The organism is Rhizobium sp. MHM7A (genome assembly GCF_005862215.1).
GTDB lineage: Bacteria > Pseudomonadota > Alphaproteobacteria > Rhizobiales > Rhizobiaceae > Rhizobium > Rhizobium bangladeshense.
Window position 1 is genome coordinate 1 of sequence record NZ_VCHT01000021.1, and the last position, 18,190, is coordinate 18,190.

17 protein-coding genes are annotated in these 18,190 nt (G+C 60.3%); 9 read left to right on the plus strand and 8 right to left on the minus strand.

Translation table 11 applies throughout. The features are described 5' to 3' along the window. Positions 1 to 616: 616 nt before the first annotated feature. From FFR93_RS36275 to FFR93_RS36285, 3 genes are all read right to left on the minus strand, one after another. Positions 617 to 820, minus strand: a complete 204-nt coding sequence (locus FFR93_RS36275) for a CsbD family protein (RefSeq protein WP_011425094.1) — start codon at positions 818 to 820, stop codon at positions 617 to 619. A gap of 200 nt (positions 821 to 1,020) precedes the next feature. Next, a complete protein-coding gene (locus tag FFR93_RS41695; protein WP_082930577.1) occupies positions 1,021 to 1,200 on the minus strand; it encodes a hypothetical protein in 180 nt (59 codons plus the stop codon). A 295-nt stretch (positions 1,201 to 1,495) separates the two neighbouring features. Then, complete coding sequence (locus FFR93_RS36285; protein ID WP_138396732.1) at positions 1,496 to 1,837, minus strand: oxidoreductase; 342 nt, start codon at positions 1,835 to 1,837, stop codon at positions 1,496 to 1,498. A gap of 120 nt (positions 1,838 to 1,957) precedes the next feature. Here FFR93_RS36285 and FFR93_RS36290 point away from each other — a divergent pair, with 120 nt between their 5' ends. Next, on the plus strand, positions 1,958 to 2,266 hold the full coding sequence (locus tag FFR93_RS36290) for a hypothetical protein (protein WP_246661391.1): 309 nt from the start codon (positions 1,958 to 1,960) through the stop codon (positions 2,264 to 2,266). 84 nt (positions 2,267 to 2,350) lie between these two features. On the opposite strand, the gene FFR93_RS42095 is transcribed toward FFR93_RS36290, so the two are convergent. After that, positions 2,351 to 2,623: a hypothetical protein gene (locus FFR93_RS42095; protein ID WP_171049323.1), complete on the minus strand. Its 273-nt coding sequence runs from the start codon at positions 2,621 to 2,623 to the stop codon at positions 2,351 to 2,353. A 116-nt stretch (positions 2,624 to 2,739) separates the two neighbouring features. On the opposite strand from FFR93_RS42095, the gene FFR93_RS36305 reads away from it, so the two are divergent. Further along, complete coding sequence (locus FFR93_RS36305; protein ID WP_138396735.1) at positions 2,740 to 3,660, plus strand: hypothetical protein; 921 nt, start codon at positions 2,740 to 2,742, stop codon at positions 3,658 to 3,660. A gap of 405 nt (positions 3,661 to 4,065) precedes the next feature. On the opposite strand, the gene FFR93_RS36310 is transcribed toward FFR93_RS36305, so the two are convergent. Next, positions 4,066 to 4,365, minus strand: a complete 300-nt coding sequence (locus tag FFR93_RS36310) for a DUF6074 family protein (protein ID WP_138396736.1) — start codon at positions 4,363 to 4,365, stop codon at positions 4,066 to 4,068. Positions 4,366 to 4,558: 193 nt separating this feature from the next. Here FFR93_RS36310 and FFR93_RS36315 point away from each other — a divergent pair, with 193 nt between their 5' ends. Continuing rightward, on the plus strand, positions 4,559 to 5,821 hold the full coding sequence (locus FFR93_RS36315) for a glycerate kinase (RefSeq protein WP_138396737.1): 1,263 nt from the start codon (positions 4,559 to 4,561) through the stop codon (positions 5,819 to 5,821). Between the two features lie 25 nt (positions 5,822 to 5,846). Here FFR93_RS36315 and FFR93_RS36320 read toward each other — a convergent pair whose 3' ends face one another. The 3 genes from FFR93_RS36320 to FFR93_RS36330 all read right to left on the minus strand — a co-directional run bounded on the left by FFR93_RS36320 (position 5,847) and on the right by FFR93_RS36330 (position 8,656). Then, positions 5,847 to 6,800: an NAD-dependent epimerase/dehydratase family protein gene (locus FFR93_RS36320; protein WP_138396738.1), complete on the minus strand. Its 954-nt coding sequence runs from the start codon at positions 6,798 to 6,800 to the stop codon at positions 5,847 to 5,849. A 92-nt stretch (positions 6,801 to 6,892) separates the two neighbouring features. Then, entirely contained in the window at positions 6,893 to 7,849 is a 957-nt protein-coding gene (locus FFR93_RS36325) for a lytic transglycosylase domain-containing protein (RefSeq protein WP_138396739.1), read from the minus strand. A 147-nt stretch (positions 7,850 to 7,996) separates the two neighbouring features. Then, positions 7,997 to 8,656, minus strand: a complete 660-nt coding sequence (locus FFR93_RS36330) for a peroxiredoxin (RefSeq protein WP_064709148.1) — start codon at positions 8,654 to 8,656, stop codon at positions 7,997 to 7,999. A 407-nt stretch (positions 8,657 to 9,063) separates the two neighbouring features. Between FFR93_RS36330 and FFR93_RS36335 the strand changes: the two genes are divergently transcribed. The 6 genes from FFR93_RS36335 to FFR93_RS36360 all read left to right on the plus strand — a co-directional run bounded on the left by FFR93_RS36335 (position 9,064) and on the right by FFR93_RS36360 (position 18,174). Then, a complete protein-coding gene (locus FFR93_RS36335; protein ID WP_064709196.1) occupies positions 9,064 to 9,651 on the plus strand; it encodes an ANTAR domain-containing response regulator in 588 nt (195 codons plus the stop codon). Positions 9,652 to 9,685: 34 nt separating this feature from the next. After that, entirely contained in the window at positions 9,686 to 10,969 is a 1,284-nt protein-coding gene (locus FFR93_RS36340; protein WP_138396740.1) for a CmpA/NrtA family ABC transporter substrate-binding protein, read from the plus strand. A 483-nt stretch (positions 10,970 to 11,452) separates the two neighbouring features. Further along, positions 11,453 to 12,694, plus strand: a complete 1,242-nt coding sequence (locus FFR93_RS36345; RefSeq protein WP_138396741.1) for a nitrate/nitrite transporter — start codon at positions 11,453 to 11,455, stop codon at positions 12,692 to 12,694. Between the two features lie 16 nt (positions 12,695 to 12,710). Next, positions 12,711 to 15,161, plus strand: a complete 2,451-nt coding sequence (nirB, locus tag FFR93_RS36350; protein WP_064709150.1) for a nitrite reductase large subunit NirB — start codon at positions 12,711 to 12,713, stop codon at positions 15,159 to 15,161. A gap of 4 nt (positions 15,162 to 15,165) precedes the next feature. Then, positions 15,166 to 15,516: a nitrite reductase small subunit NirD gene (nirD, locus tag FFR93_RS36355; protein ID WP_138396742.1), complete on the plus strand. Its 351-nt coding sequence runs from the start codon at positions 15,166 to 15,168 to the stop codon at positions 15,514 to 15,516. Continuing rightward, positions 15,517 to 18,174, plus strand: coding sequence for a nitrate reductase (locus FFR93_RS36360; RefSeq protein WP_138396743.1), 2,658 nt, complete (start codon positions 15,517 to 15,519; stop codon positions 18,172 to 18,174). Positions 18,175 to 18,190 lie beyond the last annotated feature (16 nt).

Sequence of the window (18,190 nt, forward strand, 5' to 3'; positions counted from 1 at the left end):
GCAGCAAGCTGACACTCATCCGGCCCTCTGGGATGAGCCGTGGTCGTCTAAGCTACACCACGTCCTGGGACATGATCCGTTCAAAGAACGATCTCTGCGCTCGATATGAATGAATATTTTGCCGATGCGGGTGCTCGTGCCGCAACAGTAGCACCCTTTATGACACGTATCCGACAAATCCTCGCTTAGATCGGAGTTTTTTTGGATTCGCAGGACGAGTTGAGCGAGAAGTCCGAGGTGCTCGGGTACTAAATTTTAGCTACGAAGGGTACTAAGCGTACGGGTTGAACAGAGAGTTGCCTTTCTCATAAGCGTTTGATTGGTTTGGAGCTTTATGGAATTTTTTATGCGGTTCGATCTGGATTTTCTCTCCGGCCCGGGGAGCCATTTTTCAAGATCTTCAGTGTTGTTGCAGCTCCCAGAGCGTGCGCTTGCAACGACGGCTCGACCGGTGTCGGCTTTCAGTAAGGTTCGCGGCACTCAATGGGTTAAAACTCCAGTGCACCGATTCACGTCTTCCGGCAGCGGGAGGCTGACGAACGAGAAATGTCTAGGTGACAGGCCCTCAGATTGGGCGTGTCATCCGAAGACAGCGTCCCCTGCCCGATGATGCAAATTACCAGGTCTGGCGATTATACCAATCGTCGATGTCCTTCCGAGTTCGGTCTTTCTCGTAGCCGTAGCGCTCCTGGATCTTGCCTTCGAGCTGATCGCGCTTACCATTGATGACGTCAAGATCGTCGTCCGTCAGCTTGCCCCACTGCTCCTTGACCTTGCCTTTCATCTGCTTCCAGTTACCTTCGACGCGGTTCCAATCCATGGCTTATTCCTCCTGTCGTTAGGATAGAGGAACGGAGACGAGCGATAAGGGTTCCGCTTCGGCAAGCCGCCAATCATTGCAGAATCAAAATTCTTCATGTTGGCAGCGAATGACAAGACTCGGCGTCGATCGCTCATGCCGCCTGAGGGTTCGATATGGGTGTTCTGGGTGCCGGCATCGGATTTTGAAGCACGTCGCTCCTAATAGCTGCACGAACGCCCGTCGCCAGGTCGGAAGCCGTCGGCGCAGGCCCGATTCATGGAATCGCCCGGCTGATATCCGGATGCCGAGCCATATGAATTTGGCGGCGTTGAGCAGGCTGAGGCAATGACCGCCAGAGTAATTGCTCCGGCTGTTAAAGATGCTCGAAATTTATTCATGCATACGTCTCCCATTTCCACTGCACTCGGTAGCGAGAGCCTCTCCATCGAGAACAACGGGAGCGTTTCCCGAGCTCATCTCCTCCGAAATCAACCTGCGCCTGAAGATATAGGCGCTCCTATCGACGGACATCAGCTCCAGCCGCGAAAAATTTTTGCCAACCTTCATAAATTCTGCGTGCAAGATAGGCAGATATCGCCAGGCGTTCCCGCGGCATTGCCGGAAAGCACCCAACGCAGGTGTCCCGGAAGTGACTCTGACTTCCGGGACAAGTTGATGAAGCGGCGCGAGCTTTTACTGGCACGCATTTGCCGCATCAGGTTGTGTCGAGCTGTTGCCGGAGGTGGGAGCCGGATTACCGGTGCCGCCGGCCTGTTGGCGCTGGCAGTCATTCGGATCGCCGCCGGAGTTGTTGGCACCGGCCGCACCGGCGCCGATCGTCGTATTTCCCCCCGCACCGCCGGAGTTGGTGTTGCCGGAACCGGTAGCCTCCGTACCGGACGTGGTGCCGTTGCCGGACCCTGAAGCTCCGCCGCCGCTGCCGCTACCGGATCCCGAACCGCCACCCGACTGTGCCATTGCCGACATTGCCAGGCCAATCGACATTGCTGTTACTGCCATCATTCTCAGAAGCATTGGGTATCCTCCTCGTTGCTTCATTGCGATAGGCAGCAAACAAAAGCCTCCGGAGATTGTTTCAGTCCGAAAGCGTACAGGAACTTCCCGGCGTCTCGCGCCGCCTCGGATGATGATCAAATGATGCGCTATCGCTTCATTCTTGACACGAGGAGCAATGGGAACATAATAGGAACATCAACAAAGCGGCAGGTGATATTCAGATTGGAAGCTCCAAAGGAGATTGAGGTCGTGCGTCCGCAGACAACCGAGAAATTGGCAGAAGAAGCGTTGAGGGGAGAAGTCGACGCGGTTGTCGCTTTTCACCAAGGAGACGCCCGTGCCGCTATCACGACGCTGTTGCTGGATTGCCATCATCTCAGACTCCAGCTTGCCCAGAGAGATAAGGGCGTGAGCCGCGGCATGGCGCGAACGGACAACAAGTTTTGAAGGGCTATGAGACATCGTCCCGGTATCGGCCTCGCGCCCCCTGATCGCCACGCCGTCGAAATCGAAAAAGCAACATTGTCGACGTTACCGGAGTGGTTCGTCATTTATGCCCGTTGCCGCGCATGTGGCCGCCAGATGTTTATCGACCGGCGGGATATTGCCCGGCGCTGCGGCCAAAACCTGTCTCTTGCCAGCCTGGGCAGACGCCTCCGATGCCACGAATGCGGCAACCGCTCCGGCAATCTGCTGCTCTTGCAAATGCTGCCACGGGATTGAAAGGAAACCGCTCATTTCGAGACAACCGTTCCACCGGTCGGGAACAAACACCGTGCTTAAAAGTTGTGTGGCATCAACCACGTAACGTCACCTTTGACAGGAGGTCTCTCATGGGTCGCGGTATTCTACTTTGGCTGCTCGGCGTTCCACTGCCTATCATCATTCTTCTGGCTCTGTTTATGCGATAGGAACGGATCATGTCGGTCTCAGTCACAGGTCCCGGAGAGGTTGCCACTCCGGTCGAATCCTCCAAATCCGCTATGACATGGGGACCCATCTTCGGTGGCGCAGCCGCCGCCATCGGAGTGACCCTCATCCTTCTGCTTCTAGGATCCGGGCTTGGGCTGACCATGGTGTCGCCCTGGTCAGGTCAAAGCAGTTCGCTCGGCACGCTCGGCATCACAGCGGCGATCTGGCTCGTTCTCGTGCAATGGCTTTCCTCCGCGCTCGGAGGCTATGTAACCGGCCGCCTGCGCACAAAATGGGCGGCTGTCCACACCGATGAGGTTTTCTTCCGCGACACCGCGCATGGTTTCATAAGCTGGGCTCTGGCGACAATCTTCGTCGCCGGATTCCTTGCATCGTCGCTGACATCGCTCGCCGGTGCCGGTGCACAGGCAGTGGGATCGGCCGCGCAAGCCGTGGGTTCAACTGCCGTCACTGCCGGTACGGCAGCGGCATCGTCGCCAACCTCGCCGCTGGATCTTTCCACCGCCTATTTTACCGACGCCTTGCTGCGTCCCGACCAGGCGCGTGCGGCAGGGACATCCAACGATGCTGCGGCCACATCGGAAGTCTCCCGCATCCTCCTCAATGGCGCTGCGGAAGGGCAAATTCCAGATGAGGACAAGGCCTATCTTGCCACCATCGTCTCTGCGCGGACCGGTCTTTCCGAAGCCGATGCCCGCACCCGTGTCGATACGGTGCTGAAGCGTATCGACGACGCCAAGGTCGCTACCCAGGAAGCTGCTGACGAGGCACGCAAAACCGCCTCGACCACGGCATTGCTCGGATCCTTGTCGCTTTTGGTCGGCGCCTTCATCGCTGCTGCGGCCGCGGCTCTCGGAGGATCGCAACGCGACGAAGAGGAAGATCTCGTCGTCACGTCCCGGGTCTGACGATGAATGAACGGGGCGCAAGCGAATGCTGCGCCCCTTTGGTTGAATACGCCGTCGTCCCAGGGTGGTTTATCGGCCATCCACAAGACATGAAGGCGCTACATGCCAAGCTGGACGAATCTGATCTAGCGAGGCGGGAAACCATTGGATCGCGGCGAAGAAGAAAGCTACCGACGCAATTGAAGAGATGCGTCAGCAACATCTAGACCAAACTTTGGAGAAGCGAGCGTAAACGAATGCGACAAGTCTCAGACGTGTCGCTATCCTCTCAGATTCGCTGATCACACTTTAGGTCTTTGTTTTCGGCATGCCCCGCCAAACCTCTGCACGCCTTTGCGAGACATGCTCTAGGCGGATGTGCATGCGCGGCAGATTTCTCTTCCGCTTTCTTCCGGGTGATATGCATCAGCGTTTCTGAGATCTGGCAATGGCCTGCTTCTGATGGCTGAGCACCAGTTCGAGCTGGACATCTTGTTGAAACTCCATCACACGCTGACCGACATCACTCTCCGGCATCCCCGCGGCTAAAAGCTGATCGGCAAGCCTGCGGCACTCGGCTTTCCAGAATTCGATCGCGTCCGCGCCATGCCGCCGCCCGAGTTCTCGGGCGCAACGCTCGACATTGGCAATTCCGGATGCGGAGGGAAAGGCAATAATCTTGCCTTCATGAGAGGCGGCGGGGCGGCGGGTCGTTTCAGTAGCCATCGAACACAGGTTTCCTTTGATCCTATGTGTTGTCTACGGGAGGATGGTTAATGCTTTCTATTCGTTCGGCTCTTTCAATTGCGAGAGTCTGCGTCAGAGCCGCCAAGTCACCCCATCTTCGGCCTTGACGCCGCCACGCCGATGCGTCGACAGTCCCCATCATGACCGACACCCAAGGCAGCAGAGACCAACGATGATAACCGCCCCCCGTGATTTCCTGAAAAGTCTGTTCGACGCGGCGGTTCGTGCCGCCGATCCGCTGACCGGCATCAAGTCGCACCTGCCGGAAAAACCGAAGGGAAGAACCGTGGTTGTCGGCGCCGGCAAAGGTGCGGCGCAGATGGCGCAGGCGCTCGAACGCGCCTGGGACGAACCGCTCGAGGGACTGGTGGTGACCCGATACGGCTATGGCTGCGAAACGCGCTTTATCCAAATCGTCGAAGCAGCCCATCCGGTACCCGACGCTAAAGGGCTCGCTGCGGCCAGGCGGTTGATTGAAACCGTAAACCAGCTGTCGGAAGACGATTTGGTGATCGCGCTGATCTGCGGCGGCGGTTCGGCGCTGCTGCCAGCTCCGCCGGAGGGACTGACCCTCGAAGACGAGATCGCGCTCAACGAAATGCTGCTTGCTTCGGGCGCGCCGATCTCTGCCATGAATGTCGTGCGCAAACATCTCTCCACCATCAAGGGCGGGAGGCTGGCGGCAGCGACGAAAGCCAGAGTCGTCAGCCTTATTGTTTCCGACATTCCCGGCGACAACCCGGCCCATGTAGCATCCGGACCGACGGTTCCTGACGGTTCGACACGGCACGAGGCGCTCGAGATTATCAAGCAGTACGGCTTGCAGCTGCCGCAGACCGCACTCGACCATCTGAACTCGCCGAATGCTGATGCGCCGCGGCCGGACGATCCGGTATTCCTGAGGCACGAGCATCACATCATCGCCTCTGCCGGCGTCTCGCTGGCGGCGGCCGCCGCCGAGGCGAAGACGCAAGGGATCACTCCGGCAATCCTGTCAGATGCCGTCGAAGGTGAATCGCGTGACGTGGCGCTGGTGCATGCGGCCATCGCCCGCGAGGTCGTGGGGCGAAACAGGCCATTTCCAAAGCCGGTCGTCATTCTATCCGGCGGCGAGACGACAGTGACGCTGAGGGCCAAGGGAGGCAAGGGCGGGCGCAATGGCGAATTCGCCCTTGCGATGGCGCTGGCAATCGACGGACAGGACGGCATTGATGTCCTGGCTGCCGACACGGATGGGATCGACGGCTCGGAGGCCAATGCCGGCGCTTTTGCGGATGGCGCCACGGTCAAGCGCCTGCGCGCAGCCGGGCTCGATCCGCGCCGGTTGCTCGACGGCAATAACAGCTATTCTGCGTTCGAGGCTGTCGGCGATCTCTTCGAGACCGGCCCAACCGGAACCAACGTCAATGATTTCAGGGCGATCTTCATCCGTTAGGGCGGCACGAACGACTACCCAGCGATCAGGTCTTTATCCGCCCCTGCCCGACAAGCCAGCCGACCGATTCCTGCACGGCCTGCAGGGACGTATATCTCGGGCTGTAGCCCAACAGACGCCGGGCTTTGGCGATCGAGCAGTTGGGGCTGCGGGCAATATGCTCCCATGTCGCCTTCGCGTCCTCGTCCGTCTGGCCCTCCGCCCAGACATCGAACGGCGCGAAGGTGAGCTTCGGGTCCCTCCCGAACCATAGCGACATGGATTCGGCGTAACCGCGAAGTGTCAGCGCCTGCTCCGATACCGCATGGAAGCTTTCACCTGTGGCTGCATTCCAATTGGAGATCGCATCCATAAACATCGCCGCCACGTCGTCTGCATGGACGTGGTGGACGGTTTCCAGGCCGAAATTGGGCAGCGCAAGTGCCTCTCCGCGGGCAAGGGTCGAAAAGACGTTCAGGTTAAAATTGCCGGCCGGATTGAGCGGCGCCCATCCCTCGCCGACAATGTGGCCGGGATGGATGATGGTCGCTGGAAACCCCCGGAGCTTTGCCTGCTGCAGCAGATAGGCTTCGATCGCAGCCTTTTGGATTCCATAGTCTCCGAAGGGAGACTTCGGCGCCTCCTCCCGCGTTGGCACAGCCACCGGGTATCCATGTGTCCAGATCGTACCGGTATGGAGGAAATGGCCGACATGCCCTGATAGGGCCGTCACCAGCTGCTCGGCGCTTTCCAGCGTGAAGCAGATCATGTCGATGACGATATCGGCATTCAAAGCCCGCACGGCCGGACCGAAATCACCCTTCCGTTCCATCTCTACCCGGTCCATCTGTCGCTGATCCACGAAGGCCCAGGCGCGGTTTGCCGTATAAGGCGTTGCAGCACCGCGGCTGATCGTCACGACGTCGTGACCCGCCTCCACCAGACGAGGAACGAGGTAGGTTCCGATATGGCCCGTTGCTCCAATGACCAAAACGCGCATTGTCTCCCCTCCCGATGACATGATCCGCCACGACTATGCTGCGGCGTCGGGCGATCCTGCAAGCAGACTTTTCGCCGCGGGGGGCAAGCCCATTACTGGTTTTTGAAAACGAGGCAAGTGCCGCCATGCTTGCGGATCTGGTTGCAGACGTCGTTGGCCTCTATGCGGGTTTGCCGGGCGATGCGGGCGGCATAACGCGGGCGAAACCCGAAGCTGCGATCGCGCTGCCGCAAGATCAGCGGCTGCTCCGCATTCAATGGCGCAGGCAGATCCTGCACGGCATCGCGAAACATGCGCCGGGCCACTGCGACATCGCCATTCGCCGCCAGCTGAACGCCCCAGGGCGCCCAGACGCCCTCCTGACGCCAAGGCGTCTCCTTCAGTCTTCGGCTATCTGCAAGCGCCACGCAGCCGTCGAGGAAGGGCTTGTCCTTTTCAAGCGGGACAGCCGCGTCCTCGGGCGGATTGTCTTTCCACTCCTCGACCGTGTGCGCGGTGATCGCCATCACGTAACTGCGCGTCTCGGATGGTAACCTGCCTGACGTAAGGTAAGTCGCCAGGCCGTTTTCGCCGGCATTATAGGCGGCGGCGGCGAGGCCGAGATTGCCGAAACGATTGCGCAGTTCGTCAAGATATTGCGCCGATTTCCTCAATGCTTCCAGCGCCTGATAGCTGTCTTCGAGACCGCGAAGTTTCGCCGTTCCCGGCATGAACTGTGCAATCCCCTGCGCACCCTTGATGCTGACTGCGTCGGGGCGAAAGGTGCTCTCCCGCCAGATGAGACGGGCGAAATAAGCCGGCGGCAACCGATTGGCCTCGGCGAAATGTCCGATCGCAAGGCAGAGGTCACGATTGAAACTCTCTTTGCGAATGCAGAGCGTTTCGCCCGTTCCCGACGCACTGAGCCCGGAATAGAGACAGGCCGACTCGGCAGCGCTCTCTTCCGGCTGGGCTTTTGCCGCTTCCAGGACGGCGAGCAGAAAACAGACCGAAAGCAGGGCGTTCGCCGATCTCCTGCTAACGCCGGACTGACACTTTCGCACTATCATCTGATCTCGGCAGGTTCCAACTTCCATCGCGACGTGAATTCTAGATAGCATCAATTATGGCGCGAAGCTTCCCACATTTCTGGAATGGCGCATGAAAAAGCCGCCGGGCCATTGGCCGCGACGGCTCGGAAGAGCTTGAAAGCTGGATCAGGCTGACGGCTGCTTCGTCTTCCTGAGATAGGGCAGAACCGTATCGAAGGAGCCAAAACGCGTGATTGCGTCTTCGTTGGAAACGGCAGCGGTGATGATGACATCTTCGCCTTGATTCCAGTTTGCAGGCGTCGCCACCTGGTGCTTGGCCGTCAGTTGAATGGAGTCGATGGCGCGCAGGATCTCGTTGAAATTGCGGCCCGTCGTCATCGGATAGGTCAGGATCAGCTTGATCTTCTTATCGGGACCGATGATGAAGACCGAGCGCACCGTCGCGTTGTCGGCTGGTGTGCGACCTTCAGAGGTCTCACCGGCGCCGGCCGGCAGCATGTCGTAGAGCTTGGCGACCTTCAGGTCCTTATCTCCGATCAGGGGATAATCGACATCGAAGCCAGTAGCGGTCTTGATGTCACCTTTCCACTTGGCATGGCTTTCGACCGGATCGACGGAGATGCCGATAATCTTGACGCCGCGCTTCTCAAACTCGCCGGCAAGACCGGCCATGGCGCCGAGTTCGGTCGTGCAGACAGGCGTAAAATTCTTCGGATGCGAAAACAGCACGGCCCAACCGTTGCCGATCCAGTCATGGAAGCTGATCGGTCCCTGCGTCGTGTCGGCGGTAAAGTCAGGGGCAATATCGTTGATACGTAAGCTCATGGTCGGCCCTCCAAGCCTGGTGTTCAATTTTTCATCTCAAATCGAGGACATGGGATCATCCGCCAGAAACGGACGCGAAATTGCGATTACCAGCTCGCATCGGTCGATGGTAAAATTCCCAGCCCACGATTTTAACTAAGTCATATACCATGATAACCGAAGGCATGCTCTTTCGATTTCCGGCCTGCTGCGGCATTATTTTTGCGGTGGCTAAGCAAGGAAGAGGCCCGGTCTTGCACGTAGCATCGCCGCCAAGCTCGGGGCCAGCCAAGGCGCAGCGATAGACATCAGTTTTTCTGCGCGCCTGAAACTGCGGCAATTTGACTAATGTTTAGGCACTCCTATTTTTGCACAGTTTTCAGGCGAACACCTTGCCAAAATTGCTGCAGCGCGTCATAAATATCGGCATGACGCATCGCGATCTGACAATTCTGGTAATCGACGAAAATGCCATACGCGCCTCCATCATCGAGGAAGGGCTGCGCGAGGCAGGGCACGCGCGCGTCACCGTGGTCCATGAGGTCAATGGCATCGCCCGAATCATCGAAACTCTGATGCCCGACGTGATCATCATCGATATCGAGAACCCCAACCGCGACATGATGGAACACCTGTTCCAGCTGACGCGCACCGTCAGCCGCCCGATCGCCATGTTCGTCGATCGCTCCGATACCGCCTCCATCGAGGCCGCCGTCGATGCCGGCGTGTCAGCCTATATCGTTGACGGACTGAAGAAGGAGCGCGTCAAACCGATCCTCGACATGGCCGTCAGCCGCTTCAATGCCTTCAGCCGGTTGCGGCGGGAACTTGCCGACGCCCGCTCGGCGCTTGAGGAACGCAAGCTCATCGAGCGTGCAAAGGGCATTCTCATGAAGATGCGTGGCCTATCCGAGGAAGAGGCCTTCGCGCTGCTGCGTCAGACGGCAATGAACGAAAAGAAGAAGATGTCGGAAATCGCTCAGAGCGTCGTCACCGCAGCGGGACTTTTGATGTGATGGCCGATTTGGCGAATATCCGGAGGAAACCGGAGTGAACATGATGACGATGACCGCCAAATCGGGCGGCGGGCTGCCCTCGCCGGCGCGCGCGAATAACGAAGGACCGAAGGTACTCAGGGCCGGTTTCATTCCGCTCGTCGATGCGTCGGTGCTGATTGCGGCAGCAGAATTCGGCTTTGCCCAGAGGGAAGGCTTGACGCTCGACCTCGTCAAGGACGTCTCCTGGGCGAATATGCGCGATCGCCTGGCATTCCGCCAATTCGATATCGCCCACATGCTGTCGCCGATGCCTGTCGCCTCCATGCTCGGTCTCGGTTCCAATCCCTCGCCGACGATCACGCCGTTCTCGCTGGGTCGCGGCGGGAACGCGATCACGCTGTCGATGCGGCTCTTCGACCGGATGCGGGATGACGCCGGGCTGCCGGAAACGGGAAGCGCGCTCGACAATGCCCGCGCCCTCGCAAAATCAGTAGCGGCGATGAAAGCACGCAGCGAGCCGCTCCCGACCTTCGGGGTAACCTATCCCTTCTCTTCCCACAATTACGAATTCCGTTACTGGCTGGCGGCTGGCGGCATCGATCCAGACAAGGACGTCAAGCTCGTCGTCGTACCGCCGCCGATGACGTCGGATGCGCTGGCGGCTGGCGCGATCGATGGATTCTGCGTCGGCGCCCCGTGGAACATGGTTGCCTCGGAGCGGGGTCTCGGCCGTATCGTCGCCGCCAAACAAGATATCTGGCCTTCGGCTCCGGAAAAGGTGATCGGCATGCGGCCGGACTGGGCGGAAAGCCATCCGGAAACCGTTTCCCGGCTGATCGTGGCGCTCGATGCTGCGGCCCGCTGGTGCGACCGGCCGGACAATCACGACACGCTGGCGGCCGCGCTTGCCGACTCCCGCTATATCGCCGCACCGGTCGACATCATCCGCCGTGTGCTCGCCGGCGAATTCAGCCTAGACGCAAAGAGCAACCGGCGCGTCATTCCCGATTATTTCCAGTTCCATTCTGGCTTCGCCAATTATCCGAGACCGAGCCACGCCTTGTGGATCTACAGCCAGATGATCCGCTGGGGGCAGGCAGAAGCCAGCCTCAACAAGGCGCGGGCAGCGACCTCTGCCTATCGTCCGGATCTCTACCGTGCAGCTCTCGGCGACAATAACGCGCCCCTCGACGCCGATATCCGCGTCGAGGGTAGCGAAGAGGGAGATCGCTTCATGGATGGCAGGGTCTTCGATCCCGCAGAGCTGCCGGATTATATCGCAGGCTTCGCAGTTAGGAGAGCCCTGCCGTTTGCTCCCGGCGGCGACGAAATCTGATGCCGCGCCGGCTTTACAAAACGCCAACAAGTTCGGCATCCGCCCTACCGCGACGCACAAAACATTTGCACACCTGCCGGAGGCCTGAAAAACAGGCAGCGTGCGAATCGCCGGAAAATTGTTTTCGTTCAGTACCTTGCCGATTATATCTGGAGTTGGCACGGCGCTTGCTTCCTAGATATCGCACGGATCAACGGCGATCGGCGCAGAATGGGCACACGCAGGCGCTCATAAAAGACACGGGAGTTGGTTGCGACGCGAAATAGTCGCAGTGGATCAAATGTTCAGCAAGCCGATATTCGGAGTGCTCTGAGATAGACAGGCCAAAAGGCCAATGATTAGGCGCCCAACGGCGGGCGCCACCAGCAAAGCCGCTGATCAGGATATTTCGCGCGCCTCGTGCAAGCGCATCCTGGTCAGCGGCTTTTTGTTTTTAACCCTCAGCAATCGATCGGCACGACCTTGTCGTGCCACGGAGAAGCTATGTCTGCCATCGAGAAAGCGCCGCCCATGTCCGCCAGCGAACCAGCCAAAGCACTGTGGATTTCCACGGTGGCCTTCACCCTCTGTTTTGCCGTCTGGACGATCTTTGCGATCATCGGCATTCGCATCAAGCAGGACCTCGGCTTGAACGAGGCCGAATTCGGATTGCTCGTCGGCACCCCCGTCCTGACGGGATCGGTGGTGCGCATTGTCCTCGGCATCTGGACCGGGCGTTACGGCGGTCGGCTCGTCTATACGCTGACAATGCTTGCCGCTGCATTGGCGACTTTCCTGCTTTCCTACGCCCAAACTTATACGCAGATGCTGATCGCCGGCCTCGGTGTCGGCCTTGCCGGCGGCTCCTTCGCAGTCGGTGTCGCCTATGTCTCGCCCTTCTTCCCCGCGGACAAGCAAGGCACGGCGCTCGGCATCTTCGGCGCCGGCAATGTTGGTGCGGCAGTGACCAAATTCGCAGCACCCTTCGTGCTGATCGCGTGGGGATGGCAGGCAGTTGCGCAGATCTGGGCTGTCGGCCTCGCACTGATGGCAATCGTCTTCTGGTTCACCACGACCGATGATCCGGCTTTCCGTCTTCGTCGCGAACGCGGCGTCGCCTCCAAGAGCCTTGCCGAGGAATTCGCGCCGCTGCAGAACGTCCAGGTCTGGCGCTTCTCGCTCTACTATTTCTTCGCCTTCGGCGGCTTCGTCGCCCTGTCCCTGTGGCTGCCGCGCTATCTGGTCGGCGTCTATGACTTCAACCTGGAAACGGCCGGCATGATCGCAGCCGCCTACTCGATCCCAGGCAGCATCTTCCGCGCGTTCGGCGGCGTGCTGTCGGACAAGAAAGGCGCGCGCAGCGTCATGTATGCGATGTTTGCGGTTTCGGCCGTGGCCACGCTCGTCCTGTCACTGCCGGCCTCGGCCATCACACCAGCCATCTTTATCGTCGTCATCTTCGTGCTCGGCTTCTTCATGAGCCTCGGCAAGGCCGCCGTCTACAAGCACATTCCGGCCTACTACCCCGAAAACGTCGGCGCCGTAGGTGGCATCGTCGGGATGATGGGTGGGCTCGGGGGCTTCATTCTCCCGATCGCCTTTGGCCTTCTCAAGGACATGACCGGCCTTTGGTCCAGCTGTTTCCTGCTGCTCTTCGCGCTCGTCGCGATCTCGCTCATCTGGATGCATCTGTCCGTCAAGCAATTGTCGCGCCAGGGGCACTCTGCGCCCGTGGCTGCAACCTGATCCAAGGACTGTAAATATGACCGAAAAACTCGTTATCATCGGCAATGGCATGGCGCCGGGGCGCATGCTGGAGCACCTCTTCGAGCAGGCGCCTGGACGCTATGAAGTTACGATCTTCAACGCCGAACCACGCGTCAATTACGACCGTATCATGCTGTCGCCGGTTCTCTCCGGAGAAAAGGACTACGAGCAGATCATCATCCACGGCGACGGCTGGTATATCAAGCATGGCATCACGCTCTATAAGGGCCACAGGATCGTCAACATCGATCGCGCCGCCAAGACGGTCACCTCCGACCACGGCGTCACCGAAAGCTACGACAAGCTGGTGATTGCCACGGGTTCGGTGCCCTTCATCATCCCGGTGCCCGGCAAGGATCTGCCCGGCGTCATCACCTATCGCGACCTCGACGACGTGCAGGCCATGCTGCTTGCCGCCCAGTCCCGTGAAAAGGCCGTCGTCATCGGCGGCGGCCTGCTCGGGCTTGAAGCGGCAGCCGGCCTTGCCCAGCGCGGCATGGATGTCACCGTACTGCATGTCATGCCGACGCTGATGGAGCGCCAGCTTGACCCCGCCGCCGGCTATCTCTTGCAGAAGGCAGTCGAGGAGCGCGGTATCAAGGTCATCTGCAAGGCCAATACCAAGGCAATCATCGGCAATGGCAGGGTAGAGGGCATCGAGCTCGACGACGGTCGCATCATTCCGGCGACTCTTGTCGTCATGGCGGTCGGCATTCGCCCGAATGTCGGCCTGGCGAAGGACGCCGGCCTGGCGGTCAATCGCGGCATCGTCGTCGATGCCGGCATGCAGACTTCGGACGGCAATATTCTTGCGCTCGGCGAATGCGCCGAGGTGGGCGGCATGGTCTATGGCCTCGTTGCCCCGCTTTATGAAATGGCCCGCATCGCGGCCGCGCATCTCTCCGGCGATCGCTCGCCCGCCTTCGTTCACGCCGACACGCCGACCAAGCTGAAGGTCACCGGCATCGAGCTTTATTCTCTCGGTGACTTCGCTGATGGTGACGATCGCGAAGAGATCGTGCTGCGCGATGCCAGCGCCGGCATCTACAAGCGCCTGGTGCTGAAGGACAACAAGATCATCGGCACCGTGCTCTACGGCGAAACCGCCGACGGCGCCTGGTTCAACGACCTGAAGAAGAAGGCGACCGATATTTCGGAGATGCGTGAGACGCTGATCTTCGGTCAGGCCTATCAGGGAGGGTCACCGCTGGACCCTATGGCGGCCGTTGCAGCCTTGCCGGATGACGCGGAAATCTGTGGCTGCAACGGCGTATGCAAGGGCAAGATCACCTCGACGATCACCTCCAAGGGGCTGACGTCGCTCGACGACGTCCGCGCCCATACGAAGGCATCCGCCTCCTGCGGTTCCTGCACCGGCCTCGTCGAACAGCTGATGGCGCTGACGCTCGGAGACAGCTACAATCCGGCTGCCGTCCAGCCGATGTGCACCTGCACCGAACTTGGGCATGATGATGTCCGCCGGCTGATCAAGGCAAAGGGGCTGAAGAGCATCCCCGCCGTCATGCAGGAGCTCGAGTGGAAGACCTCCTGCGGCTGTGCCAAATGTCGCCCCGCACTCAACTATTACCTCGTCTGCGATTGGCCGGACGAATATGCGGACGACTACCAGTCGCGCTTCATCAACGAGCGCGTCCACGCCAATATCCAGAAGGACGGCACCTATTCGGTCGTTCCGCGCATGTGGGGCGGCGTCACCTCATCGACCGAGCTTCGCGCTATCGCCGATGTCGTCGACAAGTTTGCCATCCCGATGGTGAAGGTGACGGGCGGCCAGCGCATCGATCTGCTGGGCGTGGAAAAGGAAGACCTGCCCGCCGTCTGGGCCGATCTTGGCAAGGCCGGCTTCGTCTCCGGCCAGGCCTATGCCAAAGGTCTGCGCACGGTGAAGACCTGTGTTGGTTCGGACTGGTGCCGCTTCGGCACGCAGGATTCCACGGGTCTCGGCATCCGCATCGAGAAATTCATGTGGGGATCGTGGACACCGGCCAAGCTGAAGATGGCGGTTTCCGGCTGCCCGCGTAACTGCGCGGAAGCGACCTGCAAGGATATCGGCGTGATCTGCGTGGATTCCGGCTTCGAAATCCACTTCGCCGGCGCGGCCGGTCTCGACATCAAGGGTACCGAGGTGCTCGGGCTTGTGAAGACCGAGGACGAGGCACTGGAGCATATCGTTGCCCTGACGCAGATGTACCGCGAGCAGGCGCGCTATCTCGAGCGCATCTACAAGTGGGCGAAGCGTATCGGCCTGGAGGAAATCCGCCGGCAGATTCTGGGCGATGCCGAGAAGCGCAAAGCCTATTACGACCGCTTCGTCTTCTCCCAGAAATTCGCCCAGGTCGACCCCTGGTCGGAGCGCGTTTCGGGCAAGGACAAGCACGAGTTCAAGCCGATGGCGACGATCGGCTATCCGCAGGCAGCCGAGTAAGGAGATGGACATGAACTGGCCCAATGAAAACTGGCATCCAATCGGTGACATCTCCGACATCCCCTTACGCGGCGCCCGCTGCGTAAAGACGCCGCAAGGCAAGATCGCCGTCTTCCGCACGGCGGAAAACGAGGTTTTCGCCATCGAGGATCACTGCCCCCACAAGGGTGGTCCGCTCTCGCAGGGCATCGTGCATGCCAAGGCCGTTACCTGCCCGCTGCACAACTGGGTGATCTCTCTCGAAACCGGCAAGGCGCTCGGTGCCGACAAGGGTGAGGTGCGAACCATACCCGTTCGCAACGAGGACGGCGCCCTCTTCATCGCTCTGGAAAGCCTGATGATGGCGGCGGAATAGATGGCGGCTGAAACCAAGACCACCTGCCCCTATTGCGGCGTCGGCTGCGGCGTTATCGCCACGGTCGACGAGGCGGGCGCCGTCAGCGTCAAGGGCGATCCCGAGCATCCGTCGAATTTCGGCCGGCTCTGCTCGAAGGGTTCGGCGCTTGCCGAAACCATCGATCTCGACGGCCGGCTTCTTTACCCCGAAATCGAAGGCGAGCGGAGCGGCTGGGATGAGGCGCTCGATCTGGTCGCGCGGCGATTTTCCGAAACGATCGCCGAACACGGGCCGGATTCGGTTGCCTTCTACGTCTCCGGCCAATTGCTCACCGAAGACTATTACATCGCCAACAAGCTGATGAAGGGCTTCATCGGCTCCGGCAATATTGATACCAATTCCAGGCTCTGCATGTCCTCGTCCGTTGCGGGGCATCGCCGCGCCTTTGGCGCCGATACGGTGCCCGGCACCTATGAGGATTTCGAACTCGCCGATCTGGTCGTTCTGACCGGCTCCAACCTTGCCTGGTGTCACCCCGTCATTTACCAGCGGCTCGCCGCCGCTAAGACGGCGCGGCCAAACATGCGGATCGTCGTTATCGATCCGCGCCGGACGATGACATGCGACATCGCGGACCTGCATCTGGCAATCCGCCCGGACAGCGACGTTGCGCTGTTCATGGGACTGCTTGCGCATCTTGCGACGAGCCCGGCAGTCGACCAGAACTATATCGCCGCCCATACGGAAGGCTTCGGCGACGCTTTCGCGACCGCAGCCGCCCTTGATATCAACGATCTCCTGGAACGGACCGGCCTGCCGGCGATGCAGATCAGGGAGTTCTTCCGCCTGTTCGAGATGACCGAGAAAGTCGTCACCTGTTACAGCCAGGGCGTCAACCAATCCTCCTCCGGCACCGACAAGGTCAATGCCATCCTCAACTGTCACCTCGCGACCGGCCGCATCGGTCGGCCCGGCATGGGACCGTTCTCGCTGACCGGTCAGCCGAACGCCATGGGCGGGCGAGAGGTCGGCGGCCTCGCCAATATGCTTGCCGCCCATATGGCGATCGAAAGTGCGGATGACCGGGACCGCGTTCAGCGCTTCTGGAGCTCGCCGGTCATCGCCGCAAAACCCGGACTGAAGGCGGTCGACATGTTCCGTGCGGTGGCCGACGGGCGCATCAAGGCGCTCTGGGTCATGGCCACCAATCCGGTTGTCTCGATGCCGGACGCCGACAACGTCGAAAGCGCGATCGCCGCCTGTCCTTTCGTGGTCGTGTCGGACATCCTGAAGGATACGGACACGACCCGTCACGCCCATGTACTTTTGCCCTCGCTCGGCTGGGGCGAGAAGAACGGTACCGTCACCAATTCCGAACGGCGCATTTCTAGGCAGCGGCCGTTTCTCCACGTCCCGGGCGACGCCAGGGCTGACTGGTGGCAGCTTGCGGAGGTCGCACGCCGCATGGGATTTGGCGCCGCTTTCGATTTTGACGCGCCGGCCGCAATCTTTGCGGAACATGCGGCACTTTCCGCCTTCGAAAACAACGGCAGCCGCGATTTCGACATTGGTGCGCGCGCCGGCATCAGCGGCCGCGCCTATGACGAACTGTCGCCCTTTCAATGGCCGCAGCCGGCAGGAACGGCAGCCGGCGTCACCCGCTTCTTCGCCGAGGGCGGTTTCTTCCATGCCGATGGCAAGGCGCGTTTCATTGCAGTGAAACCGCTCGCGACGGATCGCACCAGTACCGATTTCCCCTTCACGCTGAACACCGGCCGCATCCGCGACCAGTGGCACACGATGACGCGAACCGGGAAGAGCGCTCGGCTGTCCGCCCATATCGCCGAACCCTTTGCCGAAATCCATCCGCGCGATGCGATCGAAGCCGGTATATCAAGCGCCGGACTCGTGGAAATCGAGAGCCCTCACGGCAAGGCGATCGTGCGGGCGCTGGTGACCGACCGCCAGGCGCGCGGCGGCATCTTCGCACCAATGCACTGGAACGACCAGTTCGCTGCAAAAGCGCGCATCGATGCCGTGGTCGCGCCGATCACCGATCCTCTTTCCGGCCAACCGGCGTCGAAGAACGTTGCCGTCGCCGTTCGGCCCTTACACGCCGCGCATTATGGTTTTGCGGTCTCGGCGACAAAACCGGCCACACCCGACGCGCCCTATTGGGCGGTGGCGAAAGCTGCCGGCGGCTGGCGGCTGGAGCTTGCCTTCACGGAGGCCGTCGAAGACTGGATCGCCTGGTGCCGGAGGGTGTTCGCCATTCCGCCCGAGATCGAACCGCTGGGGTACGCCGATCGGCAGTCCGGCGATCTCAGACTTGCCTTCTTCGATGGCGAGGTCCTGCTTGCCGCTCTGTTTCTCGCACGAGAGCCGGTTGCGGTTGCACGCAACTGGGCGATCTCGCAGCTCACCGCGGCGCATGGCGACCTCAGGAAACGTTTTGCGCTGGTCGCAGGCCGTCCGGGGGCCGGCAGAGCGGATCCCGGTGCAACCGTCTGCTCCTGCTTCAGTGTCGGGGTCAACCAGATCGCTGCTGCAGTGCGGGGCGGATGCCACAGCGTTGAAGCAGTCGGCAAAGAAACGAGCGCCGGAACCAATTGCGGCTCCTGCCGCAGCGAAATCGGAAGGATTATCGATCGCTGTCTCGCCGCAGCGGCGGAATGAACAGCAACTGAGGATA

Coding starts and splice junctions, on each gene's coding strand:
- FFR93_RS36275 (WP_011425094.1), bottom strand. CDS start 820: ATGGATTGGAACCGCGTCGAAGGTAACTGGAAGCAGATGAAAGGCAAG.
- FFR93_RS41695 (WP_082930577.1), bottom strand. CDS start 1,200: ATGAATAAATTTCGAGCATCTTTAACAGCCGGAGCAATTACTCTGGCG.
- FFR93_RS36285 (WP_138396732.1), bottom strand. CDS start 1,837: ATGCTTCTGAGAATGATGGCAGTAACAGCAATGTCGATTGGCCTGGCA.
- FFR93_RS36290 (WP_246661391.1), top strand. CDS start 1,958: ATGATGCGCTATCGCTTCATTCTTGACACGAGGAGCAATGGGAACATA.
- FFR93_RS36305 (WP_138396735.1), top strand. CDS start 2,740: ATGTCGGTCTCAGTCACAGGTCCCGGAGAGGTTGCCACTCCGGTCGAA.
- FFR93_RS36310 (WP_138396736.1), bottom strand. CDS start 4,365: ATGGCTACTGAAACGACCCGCCGCCCCGCCGCCTCTCATGAAGGCAAG.
- FFR93_RS36315 (WP_138396737.1), top strand. CDS start 4,559: ATGATAACCGCCCCCCGTGATTTCCTGAAAAGTCTGTTCGACGCGGCG.
- FFR93_RS36320 (WP_138396738.1), bottom strand. CDS start 6,800: ATGCGCGTTTTGGTCATTGGAGCAACGGGCCATATCGGAACCTACCTC.
- FFR93_RS36325 (WP_138396739.1), bottom strand. CDS start 7,849: ATGATAGTGCGAAAGTGTCAGTCCGGCGTTAGCAGGAGATCGGCGAAC.
- FFR93_RS36330 (WP_064709148.1), bottom strand. CDS start 8,656: ATGAGCTTACGTATCAACGATATTGCCCCTGACTTTACCGCCGACACG.
- FFR93_RS36335 (WP_064709196.1), top strand. CDS start 9,064: ATGACGCATCGCGATCTGACAATTCTGGTAATCGACGAAAATGCCATA.
- FFR93_RS36345 (WP_138396741.1), top strand. CDS start 11,453: ATGTCTGCCATCGAGAAAGCGCCGCCCATGTCCGCCAGCGAACCAGCC.
- nirB (WP_064709150.1), top strand. CDS start 12,711: ATGACCGAAAAACTCGTTATCATCGGCAATGGCATGGCGCCGGGGCGC.
- nirD (WP_138396742.1), top strand. CDS start 15,166: ATGGACATGAACTGGCCCAATGAAAACTGGCATCCAATCGGTGACATC.
- FFR93_RS36360 (WP_138396743.1), top strand. CDS start 15,517: ATGGCGGCTGAAACCAAGACCACCTGCCCCTATTGCGGCGTCGGCTGC.